The organism is Micromonospora noduli, from assembly GCF_003264475.1.
GTDB classification, from domain to species: Bacteria; Actinomycetota; Actinomycetes; order Mycobacteriales; family Micromonosporaceae; genus Micromonospora; species Micromonospora noduli.
In genome coordinates, this window is record NZ_PYAC01000042.1 from 163,584 (window position 1) to 183,115 (window position 19,532).

Annotated in this window: 12 protein-coding genes and 1 pseudogene; 5 read left to right on the forward strand and 8 right to left on the reverse strand. The window is 70.7% G+C overall.

Annotated elements, in window-relative coordinates:
* Positions 1-6 precede the first annotated feature (6 nt).
* A complete protein-coding gene (locus tag MED15_RS29755; protein ID WP_112584060.1) occupies positions 7-315 on the forward strand; it encodes a hypothetical protein in 309 nt (102 codons plus the stop codon).
* 119 nt (positions 316-434) lie between these two features.
* Positions 435-821 (forward strand): hypothetical protein, encoded by a 387-nt coding sequence (locus tag MED15_RS29760; protein ID WP_091405768.1) that lies wholly within the window; start codon positions 435-437, stop codon positions 819-821.
* A 124-nt stretch (positions 822-945) separates the two neighbouring features.
* Here the strand turns inward: MED15_RS29760 and MED15_RS29765 are convergent, their stop codons facing one another.
* On the reverse strand, positions 946-2,721 hold the full coding sequence (locus MED15_RS29765; RefSeq protein WP_112731476.1) for a glycoside hydrolase family 6 protein: 1,776 nt from the start codon (positions 2,719-2,721) through the stop codon (positions 946-948).
* Positions 2,722-3,320: 599 nt separating this feature from the next.
* On the opposite strand from MED15_RS29765, the gene MED15_RS29770 reads away from it, so the two are divergent.
* Positions 3,321-4,565, forward strand: a complete 1,245-nt coding sequence (locus tag MED15_RS29770; RefSeq protein WP_146754568.1) for a putative sodium/potassium/calcium exchanger — start codon at positions 3,321-3,323, stop codon at positions 4,563-4,565.
* Between the two features lies 1 nt (position 4,566).
* Positions 4,567-5,262, forward strand: coding sequence for a class F sortase (locus MED15_RS29775; protein ID WP_112584051.1), 696 nt, complete (start codon positions 4,567-4,569; stop codon positions 5,260-5,262).
* A 73-nt stretch (positions 5,263-5,335) separates the two neighbouring features.
* Here MED15_RS29775 and MED15_RS29780 read toward each other — a convergent pair whose 3' ends face one another.
* Complete coding sequence (locus MED15_RS29780; protein ID WP_112737538.1) at positions 5,336-10,417, reverse strand: NAD-glutamate dehydrogenase; 5,082 nt, start codon at positions 10,415-10,417, stop codon at positions 5,336-5,338.
* A gap of 289 nt (positions 10,418-10,706) precedes the next feature.
* On the opposite strand from MED15_RS29780, the gene MED15_RS29785 reads away from it, so the two are divergent.
* On the forward strand, positions 10,707-12,671 hold the full coding sequence (locus MED15_RS29785; RefSeq protein ID WP_112737540.1) for a penicillin-binding transpeptidase domain-containing protein: 1,965 nt from the start codon (positions 10,707-10,709) through the stop codon (positions 12,669-12,671).
* A gap of 688 nt (positions 12,672-13,359) precedes the next feature.
* On the opposite strand, the pseudogene MED15_RS29790 reads toward MED15_RS29785, so the two are convergent.
* The 6 genes and pseudogenes from MED15_RS29790 to meaB all read right to left on the reverse strand — a co-directional run.
* Positions 13,360-14,328 (reverse strand): annotated as a pseudogene (locus MED15_RS29790) (arginase family protein); the annotation flags it as partial.
* A 66-nt stretch (positions 14,329-14,394) separates the two neighbouring features.
* Positions 14,395-15,318 (reverse strand): tetratricopeptide repeat protein, encoded by a 924-nt coding sequence (locus MED15_RS29795; RefSeq protein ID WP_112584048.1) that lies wholly within the window; start codon positions 15,316-15,318, stop codon positions 14,395-14,397.
* A gap of 177 nt (positions 15,319-15,495) precedes the next feature.
* Positions 15,496-17,184: a coenzyme B12-dependent isobutyryl-CoA mutase large subunit gene (icmA, locus tag MED15_RS29800; RefSeq protein WP_091405796.1), complete on the reverse strand. Its 1,689-nt coding sequence runs from the start codon at positions 17,182-17,184 to the stop codon at positions 15,496-15,498.
* A 117-nt stretch (positions 17,185-17,301) separates the two neighbouring features.
* Complete coding sequence (locus MED15_RS29805; RefSeq protein WP_112584047.1) at positions 17,302-17,703, reverse strand: Asp23/Gls24 family envelope stress response protein; 402 nt, start codon at positions 17,701-17,703, stop codon at positions 17,302-17,304.
* 146 nt (positions 17,704-17,849) lie between these two features.
* Complete coding sequence (locus MED15_RS29810) at positions 17,850-18,269, reverse strand: Asp23/Gls24 family envelope stress response protein (protein ID WP_112737673.1); 420 nt, start codon at positions 18,267-18,269, stop codon at positions 17,850-17,852.
* A gap of 215 nt (positions 18,270-18,484) precedes the next feature.
* Positions 18,485-19,486 carry a methylmalonyl Co-A mutase-associated GTPase MeaB gene (gene meaB, locus MED15_RS29815; RefSeq protein WP_112584046.1) on the reverse strand — a complete coding sequence of 334 codons (1,002 nt, stop codon included), beginning with the start codon at positions 19,484-19,486 and terminating at the stop codon, positions 18,485-18,487.
* Between the last annotated feature and the right edge of the window lie 46 nt (positions 19,487-19,532).

The following is a 19,532-nucleotide window of genomic DNA, read 5'->3' on the forward strand; positions in this document are numbered from 1 at the left end:
CGGCAGATGAGCAACGATGGCCAGCCGGCACAGGACCCGCTGATCGACGAGGCGCAGGCGGAGCAGCGGCGCTCCGCAGCGGCCCGGCTGTTCGACATCCGCCGGGTGATCGGCGGCCTCTTCGTCGCGTACGGGGTCATCGTGACGCTGATCGGCGTCTTCGACAGCCGGGCCGAGATCGACAAGGCCGAAGGCGTACGGATCAACCTGTGGGCCGGGCTGACGATGCTCGTGTTCGGTCTGCTCATGCTGCTCTGGCAGTGGTGGCGCCCAGCGGAAGCGCCGGCCCCGAACGAGCAGCAGCCCGACGCCTGACCACCTGACGCACGGCGTGAGCACGGCCCGGCCGGACCGCCGGGCCGTGCGGCATGAGCGCGGCACGAAGGGGTACGTGGGGGAAATCAGGCACCGTGTCGGACACAGGAGGCAGCACCATGACCGATCGCGATCGCCAACCGCCGCTGGAGGACAGCCCCGAGGTGGCCTCGGCGGTGGACGATGACGCCACCGTGCCGCAGTTGCGGACCGGAGGTGGCCCGGACCGGGACACACCGGGCTTCGCCGAGCCTCGCAGTCGACCGGACGACCTCGCACCGGACACCGACGAGCTGATCGGTGACCCCTACGCCGCCGGCACCGGGGCGACCGGGACGGGCACCGGCGCTGGCGGGGACAACATCCGCACCGGGGGCGAACAGCCCTGGGAGCCGGAGGACCTGGTGATGGCCCGGGGGCAGGATCTGACACCGGAGAACCTGGAGAAGGCCCGCCGTGACCTGGCCGAGCAGGGCCGGGCGGCGATCGAACGCACAGTGCCCTGATCGGGGCCGGAAAGGGGGGGTCCCCGGCCCGACCTGTGACGGTCGAGCCGGGGACCCGGGGGGAACCTGCTGCCAACAGTGCCTCACCAACCACCGGCAGCGGGTTGGTGCGTGAGCTACCCGATCAGAGCGCCGGGTAGGCGTTGCGCATGAGCTCCTGGAACTGGGCGGAGAACCAGGCACCGGAGATCGGTGCGTTGGCCAGCGCCCCGGACGGGTTGTTGCCGTTGCGGGCGTTGCCGCCGTACGTCGGGTCGCACATCCGGTCGAAGCCCTTGCCCTCGTTGTTCGGGATCTCCTTGCTGGAGCCGTCCGACTCACCCGGCGGCTTCACCCAGACGTAGGCGTCGATGCCCGTCGCCGGGTTGGCCCGCGGCCGCTCGCCGAGGCCGGCGCCGGCCTGGTTGCACCAGTTGCCGAGGTGGGCCCGACGGTCGATGCGACCCCCGTTGACGTACGTGTCGACGCTGGTCGTGGCGCCCGGCCCGGTGGGCCGCGCGGAGCCACCCCAACCGTTGCGGGACGTGTCGATCAGCATGCCGATGTTGGAGTTGAAGCCGACTGAGACCAGCTTGGTACGGAACGCCTGGGCGAAGGACAGCTCGTCGACGTAGAAGTTCCAGTCGACCCACTTGGACTGCCGCACCGTCTGGCCGTTCACGTTGTCGGTGACCTTGAAGTACGGCTCAGTCAGCGCCGAGTAGTTCGCGGTGTTGGTGATGAACCCGTGCACGTTGTTGACGGTGCTGCCGGAGGCGACCGCAGCGGTCTTCAGGATGTCGGCGGTCGGGCCGAAGTTGGAGTCCCAGCCGAGCCAGCCGTGGTGTCCGGCATCGATGTAGTTGTAGACGTTGCCGATGGCGCCGAGCTTGGCGAGGGCGTAGCCCACACCGTTGACGTACGCGCCGTTGGCCTTGACCGTGTCGCACATGACAGTGCCGCCGGGCTGGCCGGACGTGTTGGTGACCAGGTTCGGCAGCGAGTCGATCTCGATGACGTTGATGATCCGCAGGCTGCTGTACTTCGACTCACCCTGGATCGCGGCGATCGGGTCGATGTACTGGGCCTTGTACTTCGGCAGCTCGTCCGGGCCCAGCTCACCGTTGGAGGCGAGCGCGGAGCAGTCCCGGCCGGGCAGGTTGTAGATCACGAACTGGATGTAGCCCGCGCCCTGGCGCAGCGCCTCGTCCAGGTGCTGACGGACCCCGAAGGCTCCGTTGGAGCTGCTGTCCGGCGTGCCGTTGATCGCGGCGATCCGGTCCAGCCAGACGGCGGTGGGGTTGTTGGAGACCCGGCTTCCGCCGGCCTCGGCGTCCGCCTTGGCCTTCCACTCCGGGTTCACGTAGCCGCGCACCCCGACGTACGGGTTGTCGACCTTGGTGCCGGGCGGCGGCGTGGTGGGCGGGTCGGTCGGCGGATCGGTCGGCGGATCGGTCGGCGGGTCAGTGGGCGGGTCGGTCGGCGGCGTGGTGCCACCGTTGCAGACCACGCCGTTCAGCGTGAACGAGGTCGGCTTCGGGTTGCTGCCGCTCCACGCGCCGTTGAAGCCGATGCTCGTCGAGGCGCCGGTGGCCAGGGTGCCGTTGTAGGACAGGCTCCGGGCGGTGACCTGGCTGCCGGACTGAGTGAACGTGGCCGACCAGCCCTGCTGCACCCGCTGGCTGGAGTTGGCGAAGGTCCAGCCCAACGTCCAGCCGTTCAGCGGGTCGCCGACGTTCTTGATGGTGACGCTCGCGGTGAAACCGCCGGGCCAGTCGTTGCTCGTGTACGCGATGTCGCACTGCGTCGCGGCCTGCGCCGCGGTAACCGGAATCGTTACGAGCCCACCGGCGACCAGGGCACCCGCGCCGGCGAGCGCGAGGGCCCGGCGTGGGCCGGATAGCCTTCTCCACACATTCATGCCACTGATCTCCTTGGGCGAGACCGGGCCCACGTACGGCCCGGCGGGACGGCCCGATGGGCGTCCTGCACGGACGGCCGTCGGCGCCACGGGATTCTTTGGGGGGCGCCCGACCCGGACGGGCGATGGTGGTGGTGGTGCCCGACCGAGGCGTCGGCCGGTCGATCGGCGGCGGGTGCGTCGCCCGGTGACCCGGGTGCCCTCGACTCCCCTGCCTGCACGGTATGGCTCTCTTGAACCGCGTTCGCCGATTCTTGCATGGGAGCGCTTCCATGGCAATGGCTCGATGCGTTGGCGGGGCCGTTTCGGACGATACCTCCGAGCGCGCCCGACTGACACGGGTGGTCCGGACCCGCCGCAACCCGATGGGCGGGCAGGTCGGGCGCAGGGGGCGCGGAACACCGTGCGGGACCCACAAGGTCCCGCGACGCCCGAGACGACGCTGGGCGCGGCGAAAGCCGCGTAGCACCCCTTCGCCTCTTACTTGGATCAAAGGTAAAACGCGAATCTTTCACTTCATAAGTCATGAAACGGTCTAACGTCGGTCTTAGCTCGGTTGTCGCCGAGCTCAGGACAACAGGGATGGAGTGACGCAGGTCATGGCTAAGAAGATGCTCGGGAAGGTCGTTGCGGGCGCCGCGCTCGGCGGCGCGTCGCTCCTGGTGTTCGCACCGGGGATCGCGTTCGCCGACGGCCACGACGACGGCAAGGTCTACGCCAAGCCGCATGTCGTCAAGGCTGGCGACGAGGTCAAGCTCCTCGAGATCTGCCCGGATCGGCAGGAGCACGCGTACGTGTGGTCCAAGGTCACCGGCAAGGTCAAGCTCAAGCCGGCGCATGAAGACCGGGGCGAGGACCGCGAGTGGCGCGAGGAGGAGAACTCCTCCGATCACGACAAGGGCAAGGACGAGAACGGCAAGGACGAGAACGGCAAGGACCACGAGGGCAAGGACGAGAACGGCAAGGACGACAAGGGCAAGGACCACGAGGGCAAGGACGAGAACGGCAAGGACGAGCACGGCAAGGACGACAACGGCAAGGACCACGAGGGCAAGGACGAGAACGGCAAGGGTGGCCAGGGTGGCGGCGCCGCCGCCGACGCCTATGGCGACGAGGGCAGCAAGGACTGGAAGGGCGAGGAGCACGGCCAGGACGCCGAAGAGGGCCGTGACAAGAAGGACTGGGACTCCAAGGACGAAGACAAGAAGGACTGGGAGTCCAAGGACGAGCACGGCTCGGACTACGGCTCGGACAAGGGCTGGGAGTCCAAGGACGAGCACGGCTCCGAGTACGGCTCGGACGAGCGCGGAAGCTACGGCAAGGACGAGCACGGCTCCGAGTACGGCTCGGACAAGGGCTGGGAGTCCAAGGACGAGCACGGCTCCGAGTACGGCTCGGACAAGGGCTGGGAGTCCAAGGACGAGCACGGCTCCGAGTACGGCTCGGACGAGCGCGGCGGCTACGGCAAGGACGAGCGCGGCTCGGACGAGCGTGACGGTTACGGCAAGGACGAGCGTGGCTCGGACGAGCGTGGCCGGGACGAGCGTGGCTCGGACGAGCGTGGCTCGGACGAGCGTGGCCGGCACGAGGAGCGCGAGTTTGTCTACTACGGCGAAGCCAAGGTCGACAAGGACGCCAAGCCGGGTCGCTACGAGCTCAAGGGCTCCTGCGGCGAGGGCGAGCTCGTCGTGCTGCCGCACGGCGGTGTCGACGGCGGTGACGGCGGGGTCAGCACCGGTACCGACCGGGGTCTGGCCACCGGCGGGGCGGGCCTGCTCGGCGCTGCCGCGCTGGGCGGGATCGTGCTGATGCGTCGTCGGCGGACCGATGGTTCGCTCGTCTGACGTGACGGCGACACCGGCCGGCGGCCGCCACGGGAAACCGTGGCGTGCCGCCGGCACGGCCGTCGTCGTCACCATGGCCATGATCGGTGCCGGCATGATCGGCGCTTCCCTGAAGACCACGCCCACTCCGCGACCGCCGCAGCCGCTGGCCCAGGCCGGCCCCGAGGCGACCGCACCGGCGAGCACCGCCGACGATGCCTCGCTCGACGGGCAGGCGGTCGGTCAGGGGGCGGCCGGGTTGGCCCGTTCAGCACCGACCAGCATCGAGATCCCCCGGATCGGCGTCGACGCGACGATCATGTCGTTGGGCACCAACCCGGACGGCACCGTCCAGGTCCCTCCGCTGGACAAGGCCGACCAGGCCGGGTGGTACGAGCCCGGTGCGAGCCCCGGCGAGACGGGTAACGCGGTCATCGTCGGGCACGTGGACTCGGCGGTGCTCGGTCCGGCCGTCTTCTTCGACCTCGGCGCTCTCACCCCCGGCGACACCGTCACCGTGCGCCGCGCCGACGGAGTGCCGGCCACCTTCACTGTCGACTCGGTGAAGTCGTACCCGAAGACGGCCTTTCCCACCGAGTTGGTGTACGGACCGAGTGACCGGCCCAGCCTGCGGGTGGTCACCTGCGGTGGCCAGTTCGACCAGGCCGCGAAGAGCTACCCGGACAACATCGTCGTCTTCGCCACCCTGGCGGCGTGACCTACGACGAACGAGACGCGGTCCGGCCGGTCGGGTCACCCCGACCGGCCGGACCGCGTCCGGTGTACCTGACTCAGGCGGCCGCGGAGGTCCGTACCAGGGTGCGGATCTGGCGCAGCAGCACCGACAGGGCGGCGAGGTCCGCCCGCGACTCGTCGAACTCACCCATCGCCCGCCGGGCCCGGTGGATCGAGGTGGCGTTCGACTGCTCCCACTGCTGCACCCGCTCGTGCGGCGGCAGGTCGCCCGGGGTGGAGTCGAGTACCTCCGCGGTGAGCGCGGCCAGCGCGGCGTACAGGTCGTAACGCAGCGCCATCCGGGCCAACGTCTGCCAGCGGTCCTCCCGCGGCAGCAGGGAGATCTTCGACAGCAGCGAGTCCACCCGGAACAGGTCCGACAGCACGAAGTAGACCGAGGCCACCTCGCTGACGTCCCGCCCACTGGCGTTCGCGGTCTCCACCACGTCCATCAGACCGAAGCTGTACATCAGCCGGGTGGCCCGCTCCGCAAGCTCGCGGGGTAGCCCACGCTCGGTCATCGAGTCCATGTGCGCGGCGAGGCCCTGGCGCTCGTTGCCGTAGAACAGCTCTTCAAGCCCCGGCAGCAGCCGGGTGACCCCGTCGCGCAGCCGGGCGATCTCGGCCGGCACGTCGATCGGCGAACGCCGGTTGGAGACCAGCCACCGCACGGCCCGGTCGAGCAGCCGGCGGGTGTCCAAGTAGACGCTGGTCTGCAGCTCCGGCGCGACCTTGTTGTCCAGCGCCTCGACCGCGTCCCACAGGTCACGCAGGCCGAACACCTCGCTGACCACCACGTACGCCCGGATCACGTCGGCCGCGCTGGCCGCCGTCTCCTCGACCACCCGGAAGATGAACGAGATGCCACCCCGGTTGATCGCCTCGTTGACCAGCACGGTGGTGACGATGTCCCGGCGCAGCCGGTGCCGACCCATCCGGTCGGCGAACCGCTCGCGCATCGGCGTCGGGAAGTAGTTGACCAGGACGTCGGTCGTCCACTCCTCGTCGGCCAACCCCTCGGTGAGGATCTCCCGCTCCAGGACGATCTTCACGTACGCGAGCAGCACGGCGAACTCCGGTGCGGTCAGCCCGGACTCGCTGCGGACCGCCAACTCCTCGTCCGGAGGCAGCGCCTCCAACGCCCGGTCCAACCCGCCCGACCGCTCCAACTCGTTGATCATCCGGCGGTGCACCGGCAGCAGCGAGGCGGCCTGGGCCTGGGCGTTGTTGATCGCCCGAGCCTGGTCGTAGTTGTCCCGCAGCACCAGCTCCGCGACCTCGTCGGTCATCCCGGCCAGCAGCTCGTCCCGCTCGGCCGTGGTCAACTCGCCGTCGGCCACCGCCGTGTTGAGTAGGATCTTGATGTTCACCTCGTGGTCGGAGGTGTCCACCCCGGCCGCGTTGTCGATGAAGTCCGTGTAGATCCGGCCACCGGTCAACGCGTACTCGATCCGGCCGAGCTGGGTCCAGCCCAGGTTGCCGCCCTCGCCGGCCACCCGGCAGCGCAGGTTGCGCCCGTCCACCCGGATCGCGTCGTTGGACTTGTCGCCCACCTCGGCGTTGGTCTGGGTGGAGGCCTTGACGTAGGTGCCGATGCCACCGTTCCAGAACAGGTCAACCGGGGCGGTGACGATCGCCTTCATCAGGTCCTGCGGCGACAACTGCGTGACGTCGTCGTCCAGGCCGATCGCCGCCCGGACCTGCGGCGTGATCGGGATGGACTTCGCGGTACGCGGGAAGATGCCGCCACCTGCCGAGATCAGCTCCGGGTTGTAGTCCTCCCAGGAGGAACGGGGCAGGTCGAACAGCCGTCGACGCTCCGTGTACGAGGTGGCGGCGTCCGGCTCCGGGTCGAGGAAGATGTGCCGGTGGTCGAAGGCGGCCACCAGCCGGATGTGCTCGGAGAGCAGCATTCCGTTGCCGAACACGTCGCCGGACATGTCGCCGACGCCGACCACTGTGAAGTCCTGGGTCTGGGTGTCCAGGCCCAACTCACGGAAGTGCCGCTTGACCGACTCCCAGGCGCCCCGGGCGGTGATGCCCATCTTCTTGTGGTCGTAGCCGGCGGATCCGCCGGACGCGAACGCGTCGCCCATCCAGAAGTTGTGGTTCTTGGAGATCTCGTTGGCGATGTCGGAGAACGTCGCGGTGCCCTTGTCGGCCGCCACGACCAGGTACGGATCGTCGCCGTCGTGCCGGACCACGTCCTCGGGCGGCACGATCTGCCCGCTGACGATGTTGTCGGTGACGTCCAGCATCGCGCCGACGAACTCCTGGTAGCAGGCGACCGCCTCGTCCCGGTCACCCGGCTTCTGCTTCAACACGAAGCCGCCCTTGGCGCCGACCGGCACGATCACGGTGTTCTTCACCATCTGCGCCTTGACCAGGCCCAGCACCTCGGTACGGAAGTCCTCCCGACGGTCGGACCACCGCAACCCGCCCCGGGCCACCGGCCCGAACCGCAGGTGCACACCCTCGAAGCGCGGCGAGTAGACGAAGATCTCGAACTTCGGTCGCGGCGCGGGCAGGTCCGGGATGGCCTGCGGGTCGAGCTTGAACGCCACGTACGCCTTCGGCCGCCCGTCGGCGCGCTTCTGGTAGAAGCTGGTCCGCAGGGTCGCCTCGATCAGCGTCAGGTACGAGCGCAGGATCCGGTCCTGGTCGAGGCTCGCCACGTCGTCCAGCGCGCCCCGGATCGTCTCCACCAGCTCACCGCTGCGCTGCTGCCGCTGCTCGGTGCTCAACTCGCCCGGCGCGAACCGGGTCTCGAAGAGCTCCACCAGCAACGCGGCGAGCTTCGGGTACGCGATGAAGGTCTGCTCCATGTAGTCCTGCGAGAAGACCGTGCCGGCCTGCCGCAGGTACTTCGCGTACGCCCGCAGCACCACCACCTGCCGCCAGGTCAGCCCGCCGCGCAGCACCAGCTCGTTGAACCGGTCCACCTCGGCCTCGCCGCGCCAGGCAGCCGCGAAGGCGTTCTCCACGTGCGGGCGCACCTCGGCCAGCTCGTGATGCCCCTCGGGCAGCATGAGGCCGAAGTCGTACAGGTAGACCCGACCGTCGATCCGGTCCACCTCGTACGGGTGCTCGTCGACCACCCGTACGCCGAGCGAGTGCAGCACCGGCAGCACCGCGGAGAGCATCATCGGCTCGCCGTACCGGTAGACCTTGAACCGGACGTCCATCGCCTCGGCCAGGTCGGCTCCCGGTACCCGGGTGCCCGGCCGGGGCGCCAACTGCTTGCGGAACAGGTGCATCTCCAGCTGGCCGGGCTCCTCCAGCAGCTCCAGCTTCGCCAGGTCCTTCATCGCCTCGTACGGCGTGTGCCCGTCCTTGTAGCCCTCCGGGAACGCGTCGGCGTACCGGGTGAACAGGTGCTTGGCCTGCTCGTCGCCGAGCTTGCGCTCCAGCACCAACCGGTAGTCGTCGTCCCAGAGCCGGGTGGCGTCGGCCAACTCCTCGGCGAGCAGGTCGGCGTCGATGTCGCCGGGTGGCCGCGTCGGGTCGGTACGGACGATGAAGTGCACCCGAGCCAGCATCGACTCGGTGACCCGGGTGGTGTAGTCCACCCCGACACCGTTCAGCTCACGCAGCAGGATGTCCTGCATGCGCAGCCGGTTCTGGGTGGTGAACCGGTCCCGGGGCAGGTAGATCAGGCAGGAGATGAACCGCCCGTACGCGTCCCGCCGCAGGAAGACCCGCAGCTGCCGGCGGCCGGCCATCCGCAGCACGCCGACCACCGCGTGGTACAGGTCGTCGGTCTTGATCTGGAACAGCTCGTCGCGCGGGTAGGTCTCCAGGATCTGGATCAGATCCTTGCCCGAGTGGCTGCGCTGGCTCAGGCCGGAGCGGTCCAGCACCTCGGCCACCTTGCGGCGTACCACCGGCAGCTCGCGGACGCTGGTCCGGTAGGCGGCGGTCGAGAACAGGCCCAGGAAGCGACGCTCACCAATCACGTCACCGTCGGAGTTGAAGATCTTGAAGCCGATGTAGTCCAGGTACGCCGAGCGGTGCACGGTGGCACGCGAGTTGGCCTTGGTGATGATCAACAGGCGCTTCTCCAGCACCTTCTCGTGCGCCTCGGGCGTCATCGAGGCCAGCGACCGCGCGTCCGGCGAATCGGAGCGCAGAATGCCCAGACCAGTGCCGAGCACCGCCTCCAACGCCTTGCCGTCGACCGGGTCGGCGGCGTCGCCGCCGCCGGCGTCCACCAACCGGTACTCGCGGTAACCGAGGAAGGTGAAGTGGTCCTGGGCGAGCCACCGCAGCAGCTCCACCGAGTCGGTGATGTCCTTTTCCGGCACCGGTGGGCGGTTGTCGGAGGTACGGGCGGACGCCAGCTCGTCGGCGAGCGCGAGGGCACGCTGACGCATCTTCGGCCAGTCCTCCACCGCCTCCCGCACGTCGGTGAGCACCCGCTGCAACTCACGGCGCAACCGGTCCCGTTCGGCCGCGTCCCGGACCGGGTCGATCTCGATCCGCATCCAGCTCTCGATGATGTCGCCGGCGATCGCGTCGTCCGGTTCCACATCCGCGGAGACCTCGGTGAGCCGACCCAGCGGCTCCCGCCGCACCACCACCAGCGGGTGCACCAGCAGGTGCACGTCGAGGTGGTACGAGTTGAGCAGCGCCGTCACCGAGTCGACCAGGAACGGCATGTCGTCCGTGACGATCTCGACGACCGTGTGGTGCTGGTCCGCGTGCGGTTCGTGGATTCGCAGCTTCAACTCGCCCGGCACCCGCTGCTGGGCGAGATCCCGGTGTGCCCGGGCCGCGTCGAGCATCTCTTCCGCCGTGAAGCCGACCAGCTCCTCGTCCGGTGCGAACCGCCAGAAACGGCCGACAAGTGTCGCCGCGTCGTGGTCGTCCCCCGCGAGCGCGACGGCCTGGGCCACCAGGCGCTCCGCGTTGGGGACGGGTTCGTCGAGCTCGGCGTCCTCCACGTCGTCGGCCAGCGCCTCGGCTGGCAGACCCAGATCGTAGATGGTGTCGATGCTCGACCCGGTCAGCCCGGTGACTCCCGTGTCGAGTCGGCCGTAGCCGTCCCCGTCGGTCGCCGAATCGAAGCTGTCATCGTCCCGGCCGGAGTCATCCTGCCGGAGGTCGGGTTCCGGTTTGATCGCCGGACGCCGGTCCATCGGTGCCACTCCCCTCGACCCACCGCGTTGTGGGTCACTCTGCCGCCCAGCCTAGGCCCTGCCGCTCTGCGCCTTCGTCGGCGGACCACTGGCCAGACGTCCGGATCGGGACTTTGTCCTTTCACCCGTTGCGGGTCCGAGGTTGGCCGGCTGCGGGATACCCCGCCACGCGATGTTCATCACACGGGCGCGGCCCGTCTTTGAGCGCGGCCGAGCGCCTGGGGGACGTTGGGGACGGCGTTCCCGTACTACCGTGCGAGGGCAGTCCGAGATCGGAAGGACCAGCTTCATGCCCTTGTCGTACCCCCGGCCCCACCGGCCGAACCCCGCCCGCCGGCTCGCCGCCGCCGTCACCACGGCGCTGCTCGCGGCGGGTGTCCTGGTCGGTTGTTCCGGTGACGACGGGCCGCAGCGCACCGTCGACGCCTTCCTCGCGGGCTGGCGCAGCGGTGATCTCCAGGCGGTCGGTCTGATCGACCCGCTCGGCTCGAAACTGCCGTCGGCCGACGTGGCGCGCGAGATCAAGGACCTCTCCGGTGAGCTGGCGTCCACCCCGCCCAAGCTGACGCGTCGCGGCGAGCCGAAGATCACGAAGGACATCGCCACCACGACCGTCCAGGTGGAGTGGACCCTGCCCGGTCAGACCCGTTGGGCGTACGACCGGGAGGTGCGGCTCGCCCACGGCGACGACGACCAGTGGCAGGTGATCTGGGAGCCGAAGGTGGTGCACGAGCAGCTCACCAAGGGCGATCGGTTGGCGCTGCGGCGCGACCCCGGTGCCCGCGCCGCCGTGCTGGACAACGCCGGAAAACCGCTGGTGACCCCGCGCCCGGTGGTCCGGGTGGGTGTGCAGCCCAACGGGGTCACCGACCTCAAGAAGCTCGTCAAGGACCTCGACGCGGCGTTCAAGGCCATCCGCCCGGCGCTGGTCCCCGGCGTCGACCTGGCCGACCTGCCCGACCGGGTGGCCAAGGCCGAGCCGGGCGCATTCGTCGAGGTGGTGTCGCTCCGCGAGGAGGCATACCGGCAGATCAAGCCCCGGATCTACGACCTGCCCGGCACCAAGTTCATCTCCGACAAGATCGACCTGGCGCCCACCCGCGAGTTCGCCCGCGCGCTGCTCGGCACTGTCGACCAGGCGCAGGCCGACGACCTCGCCGCGCACCCCGACCGGTACGTCGTCGGCGATCTGGTGGGGCACGGCGGGCTACAGGGCCGCTACGACGAACGACTGCGCGGCGGGCCCGGGCTGACCGTGGTGGTCGAGCGTCCGGCCGAGGGCGGCAAACTCGAACCCACCGGCGCCGAGCTGTTCCGCCGGGAGCCGCAGCCCGGGCAGGCGCTGAAGACGACGCTGGACGTCGCCGTTCAGAACTCGGCCGACGGGGCACTGCGCGCCGAGCCGCGCCGGTCCGCCCTGGTGGCGATCCGGATCAGCGACGGCGCCGTGCTCGCCGCGGCGAACGGCCCCGGTCCGGCCGGGGAGAATCTGGCCTTCGACGCCCAGGTGCCTCCGGGCTCCACGTTCAAGATGGTCAGCACGCTGGGCCTGCTGGACCGGGGTGCGGTGACGCTGGACGGGCCGGTGGACTGCAAGAAGACCTTCACTGTGGACGGCCGGTCCTTCAAGAACTCCGACAACTTCGAGCTCGGCTCGGTGCCGTTCCGCACCGACTTCGCCAAGTCCTGCAACACGGCGTTCGCCGCGCTGGCCCCGAAGCTCGGCGGCGACGGGCTGGCAGCCGCCGGTCGCTCGCTGGGCCTGGAGGGTCAGTGGGACCTCGGCACGGACGCCTTCACCGGCAAGGTCTCGACGGGCGGCAGCCTGGCCGAGCAGGCCGCCGCGTCGTTCGGGCAGGGCACCACGCTGGTCAGCCCGCTCGCCATGGCCGGCGCCACCGCCGCCGTCGCCCGCGGCCGCTTCGAGCAGCCGAAGCTGCTGATCGACCCGGCGCCGGCCAAGCCGGCCCCGGCAGGCGAGCAGCTCAAGCCGGAGTCCGTCAAGGCGCTGCGCACGATGATGCGCGAGGTGGTCACCGCCGGCACCGGCAGCGCGCTCAAGGATGTGCCGGGCGAGGTGTACGGCAAGACCGGCACCGCCGAGTACGACGACAACCCGGCGCACACCCACGCCTGGTTCGTCGGCTGGCGGGGCGACGTGGCGTTCGCCGTCTTCGTGGAGAAGGGCGGGGCCAGCACCGCCTCGGCCGTCCCGATCGCCGAGCGCTTCCTCCGCGCTCTCCCAACCCCCTGACCCCACCACCCGGGGCTCTGCCGGGCGCCCGCGGGGCCCTGGGCTGTCCGGGGCACCACCGGGCGTCCGGCCATCGCCCCGGGGCCAACGCGCGGCGCCCGGCCTTGATCCACTCGGTTTCGCTGAAACTGCGGTGTCCGAGCCACTCGGACAGTCCGGAGTCACTGAAACCGAGTCGATCAAGGCTAGGGGGCCGAGGGTCGGGTCAGGCGGTGTCGGCTTCGTGCCTTTCGGGCGGGTTCTGCGCCGACGGGGCGGCGGTGCGTCGCAGGAGACCTGGGCCGGCCGACGCCGGCGGGCCGACCGGTTCGCGCTCGACCAGGGGCGCGACACTGGCCGCGACGCCCGATGGCTCGGAGTGGGCCCGTCCGCCCGTGCGGGGCGACTCCCCCTCGGCCGGGACGTCGTACGGCACCGCGGCCACCGGCGAACCGACGCCGGGGACACCAACGCCGGCAGGCCCGACATCGGCAGACCCGAGCCCAGTAGGCCCGACATCGGCGGGGTCGATGTCAGCGGCGTCGGTGTCAGCGGGGAATTCAAGCCTCGCAACCCGCTCAGCACCGTCGAGCCCGTCAAGCCTGACCAGCCCGTCGAGCCGCTCGGCACGGTTGGGACGCTCGGCACGGTCGAGCCGCTCGGCGCGGTCGGAGCGATCCGTGGTGGCGGTCGCGGCCCGGCCGTTGCCGCGCCGCGGGGAGGGCGTGGGCCGGGCCGACAGCAGTCGGGGCGGCACGGCTTCCGGGGCGGTCACCGGTGCCAGACCGGCGACCACCGTGTTGACGATCTCGGCCGCGTACGAGCCGTCCGGGTCGTAGTCGGGGTCGAAGACGGTCAGCTCCACGCCGAGGCAGTGCGGGGTGTCGACCAGGCCGGCGAGCAGGATCTCCAGCTCGGCGAAGGCGATTCCACCCGGGTCGGGGGCGTCCACGGCGGGCATTACCGCCGGGTCGAGCACGTCCACGTCGATGTGCACCCAGTAACCCGCGCAGTCGGCGAGTTGCTCGTGCGCCCACTGGGCCGTCCGGGCGGCTCCTTCGGCGCGCAGCGCCGGCACCGGTCGGGTGGTGATCCCGGCGGCCTGGAGGTCGAGCCGGTATTCGTCCTGGGCGCGAATGCCGAGCACCACCACGTCGATGTCGCGGAAGTAGGGCCGACGGCCCTCCAGCGCGGCCAGGTCGGCCTGCCCTCGCCCGGTGACCAGGGCCAGGTCCTCACCGGCGGCGGCGCCGACGTAGGAGGCGTTGCCGGGGTGCCGGAAGTCGGAGTGCCCGTCGACGAAGACCAGCCCGATCCGCCCGCCGACGGCCTCGCCGAGGCGGTGCATGGCCAGGGCCGAGCCGAGGAGCACGGAGCAGTCGCCCCCGAGCACGACCGGGAACTCACCCCGGTCGATGATCGAGCCGATGCGCTCGGCGAGGGCCAACGAGTAGTCGGCGATCTCCCGGGCGTGGCACACCCCGTCGCCGGGCCGCCAGTCGCCCGGGTCGTAACGGGCGGGAGTGACACAGCCGGCGTCGCGGGCGCGGAGCCGGGCCAGCAGGTCGTGGTCGCGCAGCGCCCCGGGCGCCTTGGCGCAACCCGGGACCGACGTGGGCGTCGGCGGCCGTAGACCGAGATTTGTCGGCGCGTCGAGGACGGCGATCCGGCGCATCATGAGCTCCCGTCCTCGGTGGTCGGGCGGGCCGGCCGGAACGCCGGCCCGCGCTGGCGTGCTACGAACTCAGAACAGGGCGCTGGCCAGGGCCCGACGTGCCGAGGCGACCGCCGGATCGTCCGGGCCGGCGATGGAGAAGAGCGAGACCAGGTGCTGGCGAACCGTCTCACGGTCCTCACCGGCGGTGCGCCGGACCAGACCGACGAGCCGGGCGTACGCCTGCTCGGCCAGCCCGCTGAGCACCTCGATGTCGGCGGCCAGCAGTTGGGCGGCGACGTCGTCGGGGGCGCTCTCGGCGGCGGCCAGCGCGGCGGACGGGTCGGCGCCGGCCACCCGGCGGGCCACCCCGACCTGGGCCAGCCCCGCCGTGGCCGCGGCGTCCGCCGGGGCGTCGGCGAGGATCTTCTTGTACGCCTGCTCGGCGGCGTCCAGATCGCCGCTCATCAGCGCGTCGTCCGCCTCGTCGAGGCGGGGGTCCTCCGGCTCGGCGACGGTCACGCCACCGGCCTTGAGCACGGCCTGGAGCCACTGCCGCAGCTGAGCCTCGGGAACCACTCCGGAGAAGGCGTCGACCGGCTGGCCGCCGACGACCGCGTAGACCATGGGGATGCCCTGCACCCGGAACATCTGGGCGATTCGGGGATTTTCCTGCACGTCGACCCGGGCCAGCACCCAGGCGCCGCCGCCCTCGGCGTTCAGCCGCTCCAGGACCGGGGCGAACTCGTCGCTCTCCGGGAAGCCGGCCGCACCGAAGAACACGACGACGGGCGTGGCCATCGAGCGTTCGAGCACGTCGGACTGAATTGTCGCCTCGGTGACGTCCACGATGGCGGTGTCACCGCCGGCGGTGGGCGCGCCGGGGGCGCCGTTGGACGGGCCGCCCTGCGGGGGCGTGCCGGGGCGGGTACTTGCTGGTGCGGGGCCACGCAGCGTGCTGAGGTCGACCGCGCCGCGGGTGAAGATCGACGAGGTGATCCGTGGGTCGCTCATGGTTACCTAGTCTCGCACGTGAGCCCCCGATCTCAGCTCACCCGCAACCCCGACGTTGCAACTCTCACGCCCCGTCCCCACCCCCCGCGATCTTGCACATTCTGTCGCCGGTACGCCGCATTCATGCCTTATGTCGGCGCACAAACTGCAAGATCGCGGAGGGGTGGTGGTGGGGGGTTAGAAGCGGGCTGGCTCTCGGTAGGTGCCCCACTCGGCGCGCAGGGCGTCGCAGATCTCGCCCAGGGTCGCCTCGGCGCGGACCGCGTCGAGCATGGCGGGGATCATGTTCTCGTCGGTCCGGCTCGCCTCGATCATCCGGGTCACCGCCGCGCGGACCGCTGACTCGTCCCGCGCGCTCTTGCGCTCGGCGAGCACCCGGCGCTGCTCCAGCTCCACCTCGTGCGAGATGCGCAGGATCTCCAGCTCCTTGGCGACCGTGCCGGTGTGGCAGTTGACCCCGACGATCTTCTTGTCACCCTTTTCGAGGGCCTGCTGGTAGACGAAGGCCGACTCGGCGATGTGCCCGGTGAACCAGCCGTCCTCGATACCGCGCAGGATGCCCGAGGTCATCGGGCCGATCTGGTGTGGCCCGTCTCCGCCGAGCTGCCGGATCCGGGCGAAGATCTCCTCCGCCTCGGCCTCGATCTTGTCGGTCAACGCCTCGACGTACCAGGAGCCGCCGAGCGGGTCGGCCACGTTGACCACACCGGTCTCCTCCATCAACACCTGCTGAGTACGCAGGGCGATCTCGGCCGACTCGTCGGTGGGCAGCGCCAGGGTCTCGTCCAGCGCGTTGGTGTGCAGCGAGTTCGTGCCGCCGAGCACCGCCGCGAGAGCCTCGACGGCGGTGCGTACGACGTTGTTGACCGGCTGCTGCGCGGTCAGCGACACCCCGGCGGTCTGGGTGTGGAACCGCAGCCACAGGGCCTTCTCGCTGGTCGCGCCGTAGACGTCACGCAGCCAACGGGCCCAGATCCGGCGGGCGGCGCGGAACTTGGCGATCTCCTCGAAGAAGTCGAGGTGCGAGTCGAAGAAGAAGCTCAGCCCCGGCGCGAAGACGTTCACGTCCAGCCCACGCGAGAGGCCCAGCTCGACGTAGCCGAAGCCGTCCGCCAGGGTGTACGCCAGCTCCTGTGCAGCGGTCGAGCCGGCCTCACGGATGTGGTAGCCGGAGACCGACAGCGGCTTGTAGCGCGGGATCTCCCGGGCGCAGTACTCCATCAGGTCGCCGATCAGGCGCAGGTGCGGCTCCGGGTCGAAGAGCCACTCCTTCTGCGCGATGTACTCCTTGAAGATGTCGGTCTGCAGGGTGCCGTCCAGCTTGGACAGGTCGGCGCCCTGCCGCTCGGCGGCGACCAGGTACATGCAGAACACCGGCACTGCCGGACCGGAGATGGTCATCGAGGTGGTCACGCCGGCCAGGTCGATGCCGTCGAAGAGCGCCTGCATGTCGGTGGCGGTGTCGATGGCCACGCCGCAGTGGCCGACCTCGCCGAGCGCCTGCGGGTCGTCCGAGTCGCGGCCCATCAGCGTCGGCATGTCGAACGCCACGGAGAGGCCGCCGCCGCCGGCGCCGAGGATCATCTTGTAGCGCTCGTTGGTCTGCTGGGCGTTGCCGAAGCCGGCGAACTGCCGGATCGTCCAGGTCCGACCGCGGTAACCGGTGGGATACAAACCCCGGGTGTACGGATACTCGCCCGGCCAACCAATCCGTTCGAAGCCCGGATAGGTGGCGCCCTCCGGCGGCCCGTACACCGGCTCCACCGGCATGCCGGAGAGCGTGGTGAAGTCCGCGTCCCGCTTGCGCGCGGCGTCGTACCGGGCCTGCCAGCGCGCCCGTCCGGCGTCGATCTCGTCGGCGTCCATGAGCAGGGCTCCTCCTCGGGTCCTCGACTGCACGTCGAGTGTAAGGCCCCTACCTGAACGATCGCTAAGTCAGGCCGTACCGGCGAGTAACGTGCGATCTGGACGCCCCGCTACGCGCTACGGGGTCGGTCCACCCATCGCCACGTCGTCGACCCGGATGTTGACCTCGTCGACCCGCAGCCCGAACGCCTCGATCGTCTCCGTCACCTGAGCGCGTACCTGACTGGTGATCTCCGGTACCGGCCGACCTGCCTCAATCACCAACACCAGGTTGACCACGGCGGCGTCCCCCGTGACGTGGGCCGAGCAACCCCGCCGGGCGTCACCCACCTGGTCCAGCCCGACCCGGTCGAGAACCGCGTTGAAGAACCGGGCGACGTCCCCGCCCAGGTCGGCCACGCCGGGCACCGCGCGGGCCGCCGCGACGGCGATCTTCTCGATCACCTCGTCGGCGACCTGCGTCGTCCCGCCAGCCGGCACCGACGCCCTGGTCAGCTCCCGCGTTGCTTCCAGGTCCACAGTCGCTCCCTGCTCCTCGTACCACCGCGTCTGGGCACGTCCGGCCCCGGTGAAGACGGGGCGGTGCGAGCCTACTGGGACGATGCCGTCCCGGGATGTTCCTGGCGGACGGTCCGGCAGCCGTCTGGCCGTCGGGCAGCCACGTCTCAGGCTCCGGCTGCCGCCCCCGGCTGGTTCAGCTCGATGTCGTCCACAGTGACGTTGACCTGGGTGACCGTCAGGCCGTACTTCTCCACCGCCTCGATCACCGCGGCCCGCACCGCCTCGGTCACGTCGGCCACGACGTGACCGGCGTCGATCACCAGGACCACGTTGATGACGGCCGAGCCGCCCTTCACGTCGGCCGACACGCCCCGCCGAGCGTCGCCCACCTCGTCCAGGCCGATCTTGTCCAGCACACTGTTGAAGAACCGGGAAACATCACCGCCGAGATCGGCGACACCGGGCACGGCACGAGCGGCCGTACCGGCGATCTTCTCCACGACCTCGTCGGAAACCGACGTGACACCCCGGGCCGCGCCCGTCACGGGCTGCACTGCGCCGGCGTTCTCCACCGCGTCCGTCATGATCACATCTCCCCTGGTCCCCGTGCACTGTGGACCGACCGGCTCGTCAGCCCGCTTCGCGGAAGCCCCGCTTGCGGCCACGCGCGGCGAGCCTACTAAAACCAGAGCGACCTTCGCTTGCGGGCGTGCGGCGCGCACGGGCGACGGCGACGGTCCGTACCGGACAGTGCCGAGCGGGTCCTCCAGGTGGCCGCGCCGGCCGGCGGTTCCCCGGGTCAGCGCGCGAGCTGGGCGAGCAACTCGTCAGCCGCCGTGTACGGGTCGGTCGCGCCCTCGGCAACCTTGGTGGCGAGCGTGGCCAACTCCGTACCGTCGCGCAGTGAGCCGATCCGCGCGCGGAGGGTGCCGAGCGCGATCGCCTCGATCTCGGCGGCGGCCCGCGCCTCCTGGCGGCGGCGCAGCTCGCCGTGCTCGACCAGCCAGCCCCGGTGCTTGTCGATGGCGGCGGCGATGTCGTCGATGCCCTCGCCCCGGGCGGCGACCGACCGGACCACCTGGGGCCGCCACTGCCCCGGCCCGCGCTCACCGAGTGCGATCATGCCCTGGATGTCACGGACGGTGGCGTCGACGCCGTCCCGGTCCGCCTTGTTGACCACGAACACGTCGGCGATCTCCAGGATGCCGGCCTTGACCGCCTGGATCGCGTCGCCCATCCCGGGTGCGAGCAGCACCAGCGTCGTGTCGGCGAGCGAGGCGACCTCCACCTCGGCCTGCCCGACGCCGACCGTCTCGACAAGCACCACGTCGCAGCCCGCGCCCTCCAGCACCCGGACCGCCTGCGGCGTGGCCGCGGCCAGCCCGCCGAGGTGCCCCCGGCTGGACATCGACCGGATGTAGACGCCCGGATCGGTGGCGTGGTCCTGCATCCGCACCCGGTCACCGAGGATCGCTCCGCCGGTGAACGGGCTGGACGGGTCGACCGCCAGCACGCCCACCCGGTGCCCGCGCGCCCGCAGCGCCCGGACCAGCTCGTTCGTGGTGGTCGACTTGCCCACCCCGGGTGAACCGGTCAGCCCGACCACCTGGGCCTGCCCGGCGTACGGCGCCAGCGCCGCGGCGATCTCCGGCAACAGCGCGTCACCGTTCTCCACCAGCGTGATCAGGCGAGCCACCGCGCGGGGGTCGCCCGCGCGGGCCCGCTCGACCAGCAGCGGTACGTCCCGGCTGCGGCGCACCGACGTGGTGCCCGCTGCCGGGACGTGCTCAGCCTCGCTCACTGCGTCATCCCTGTTCGCGACTGCGGGGCTCGCAGGACCGGCTCAC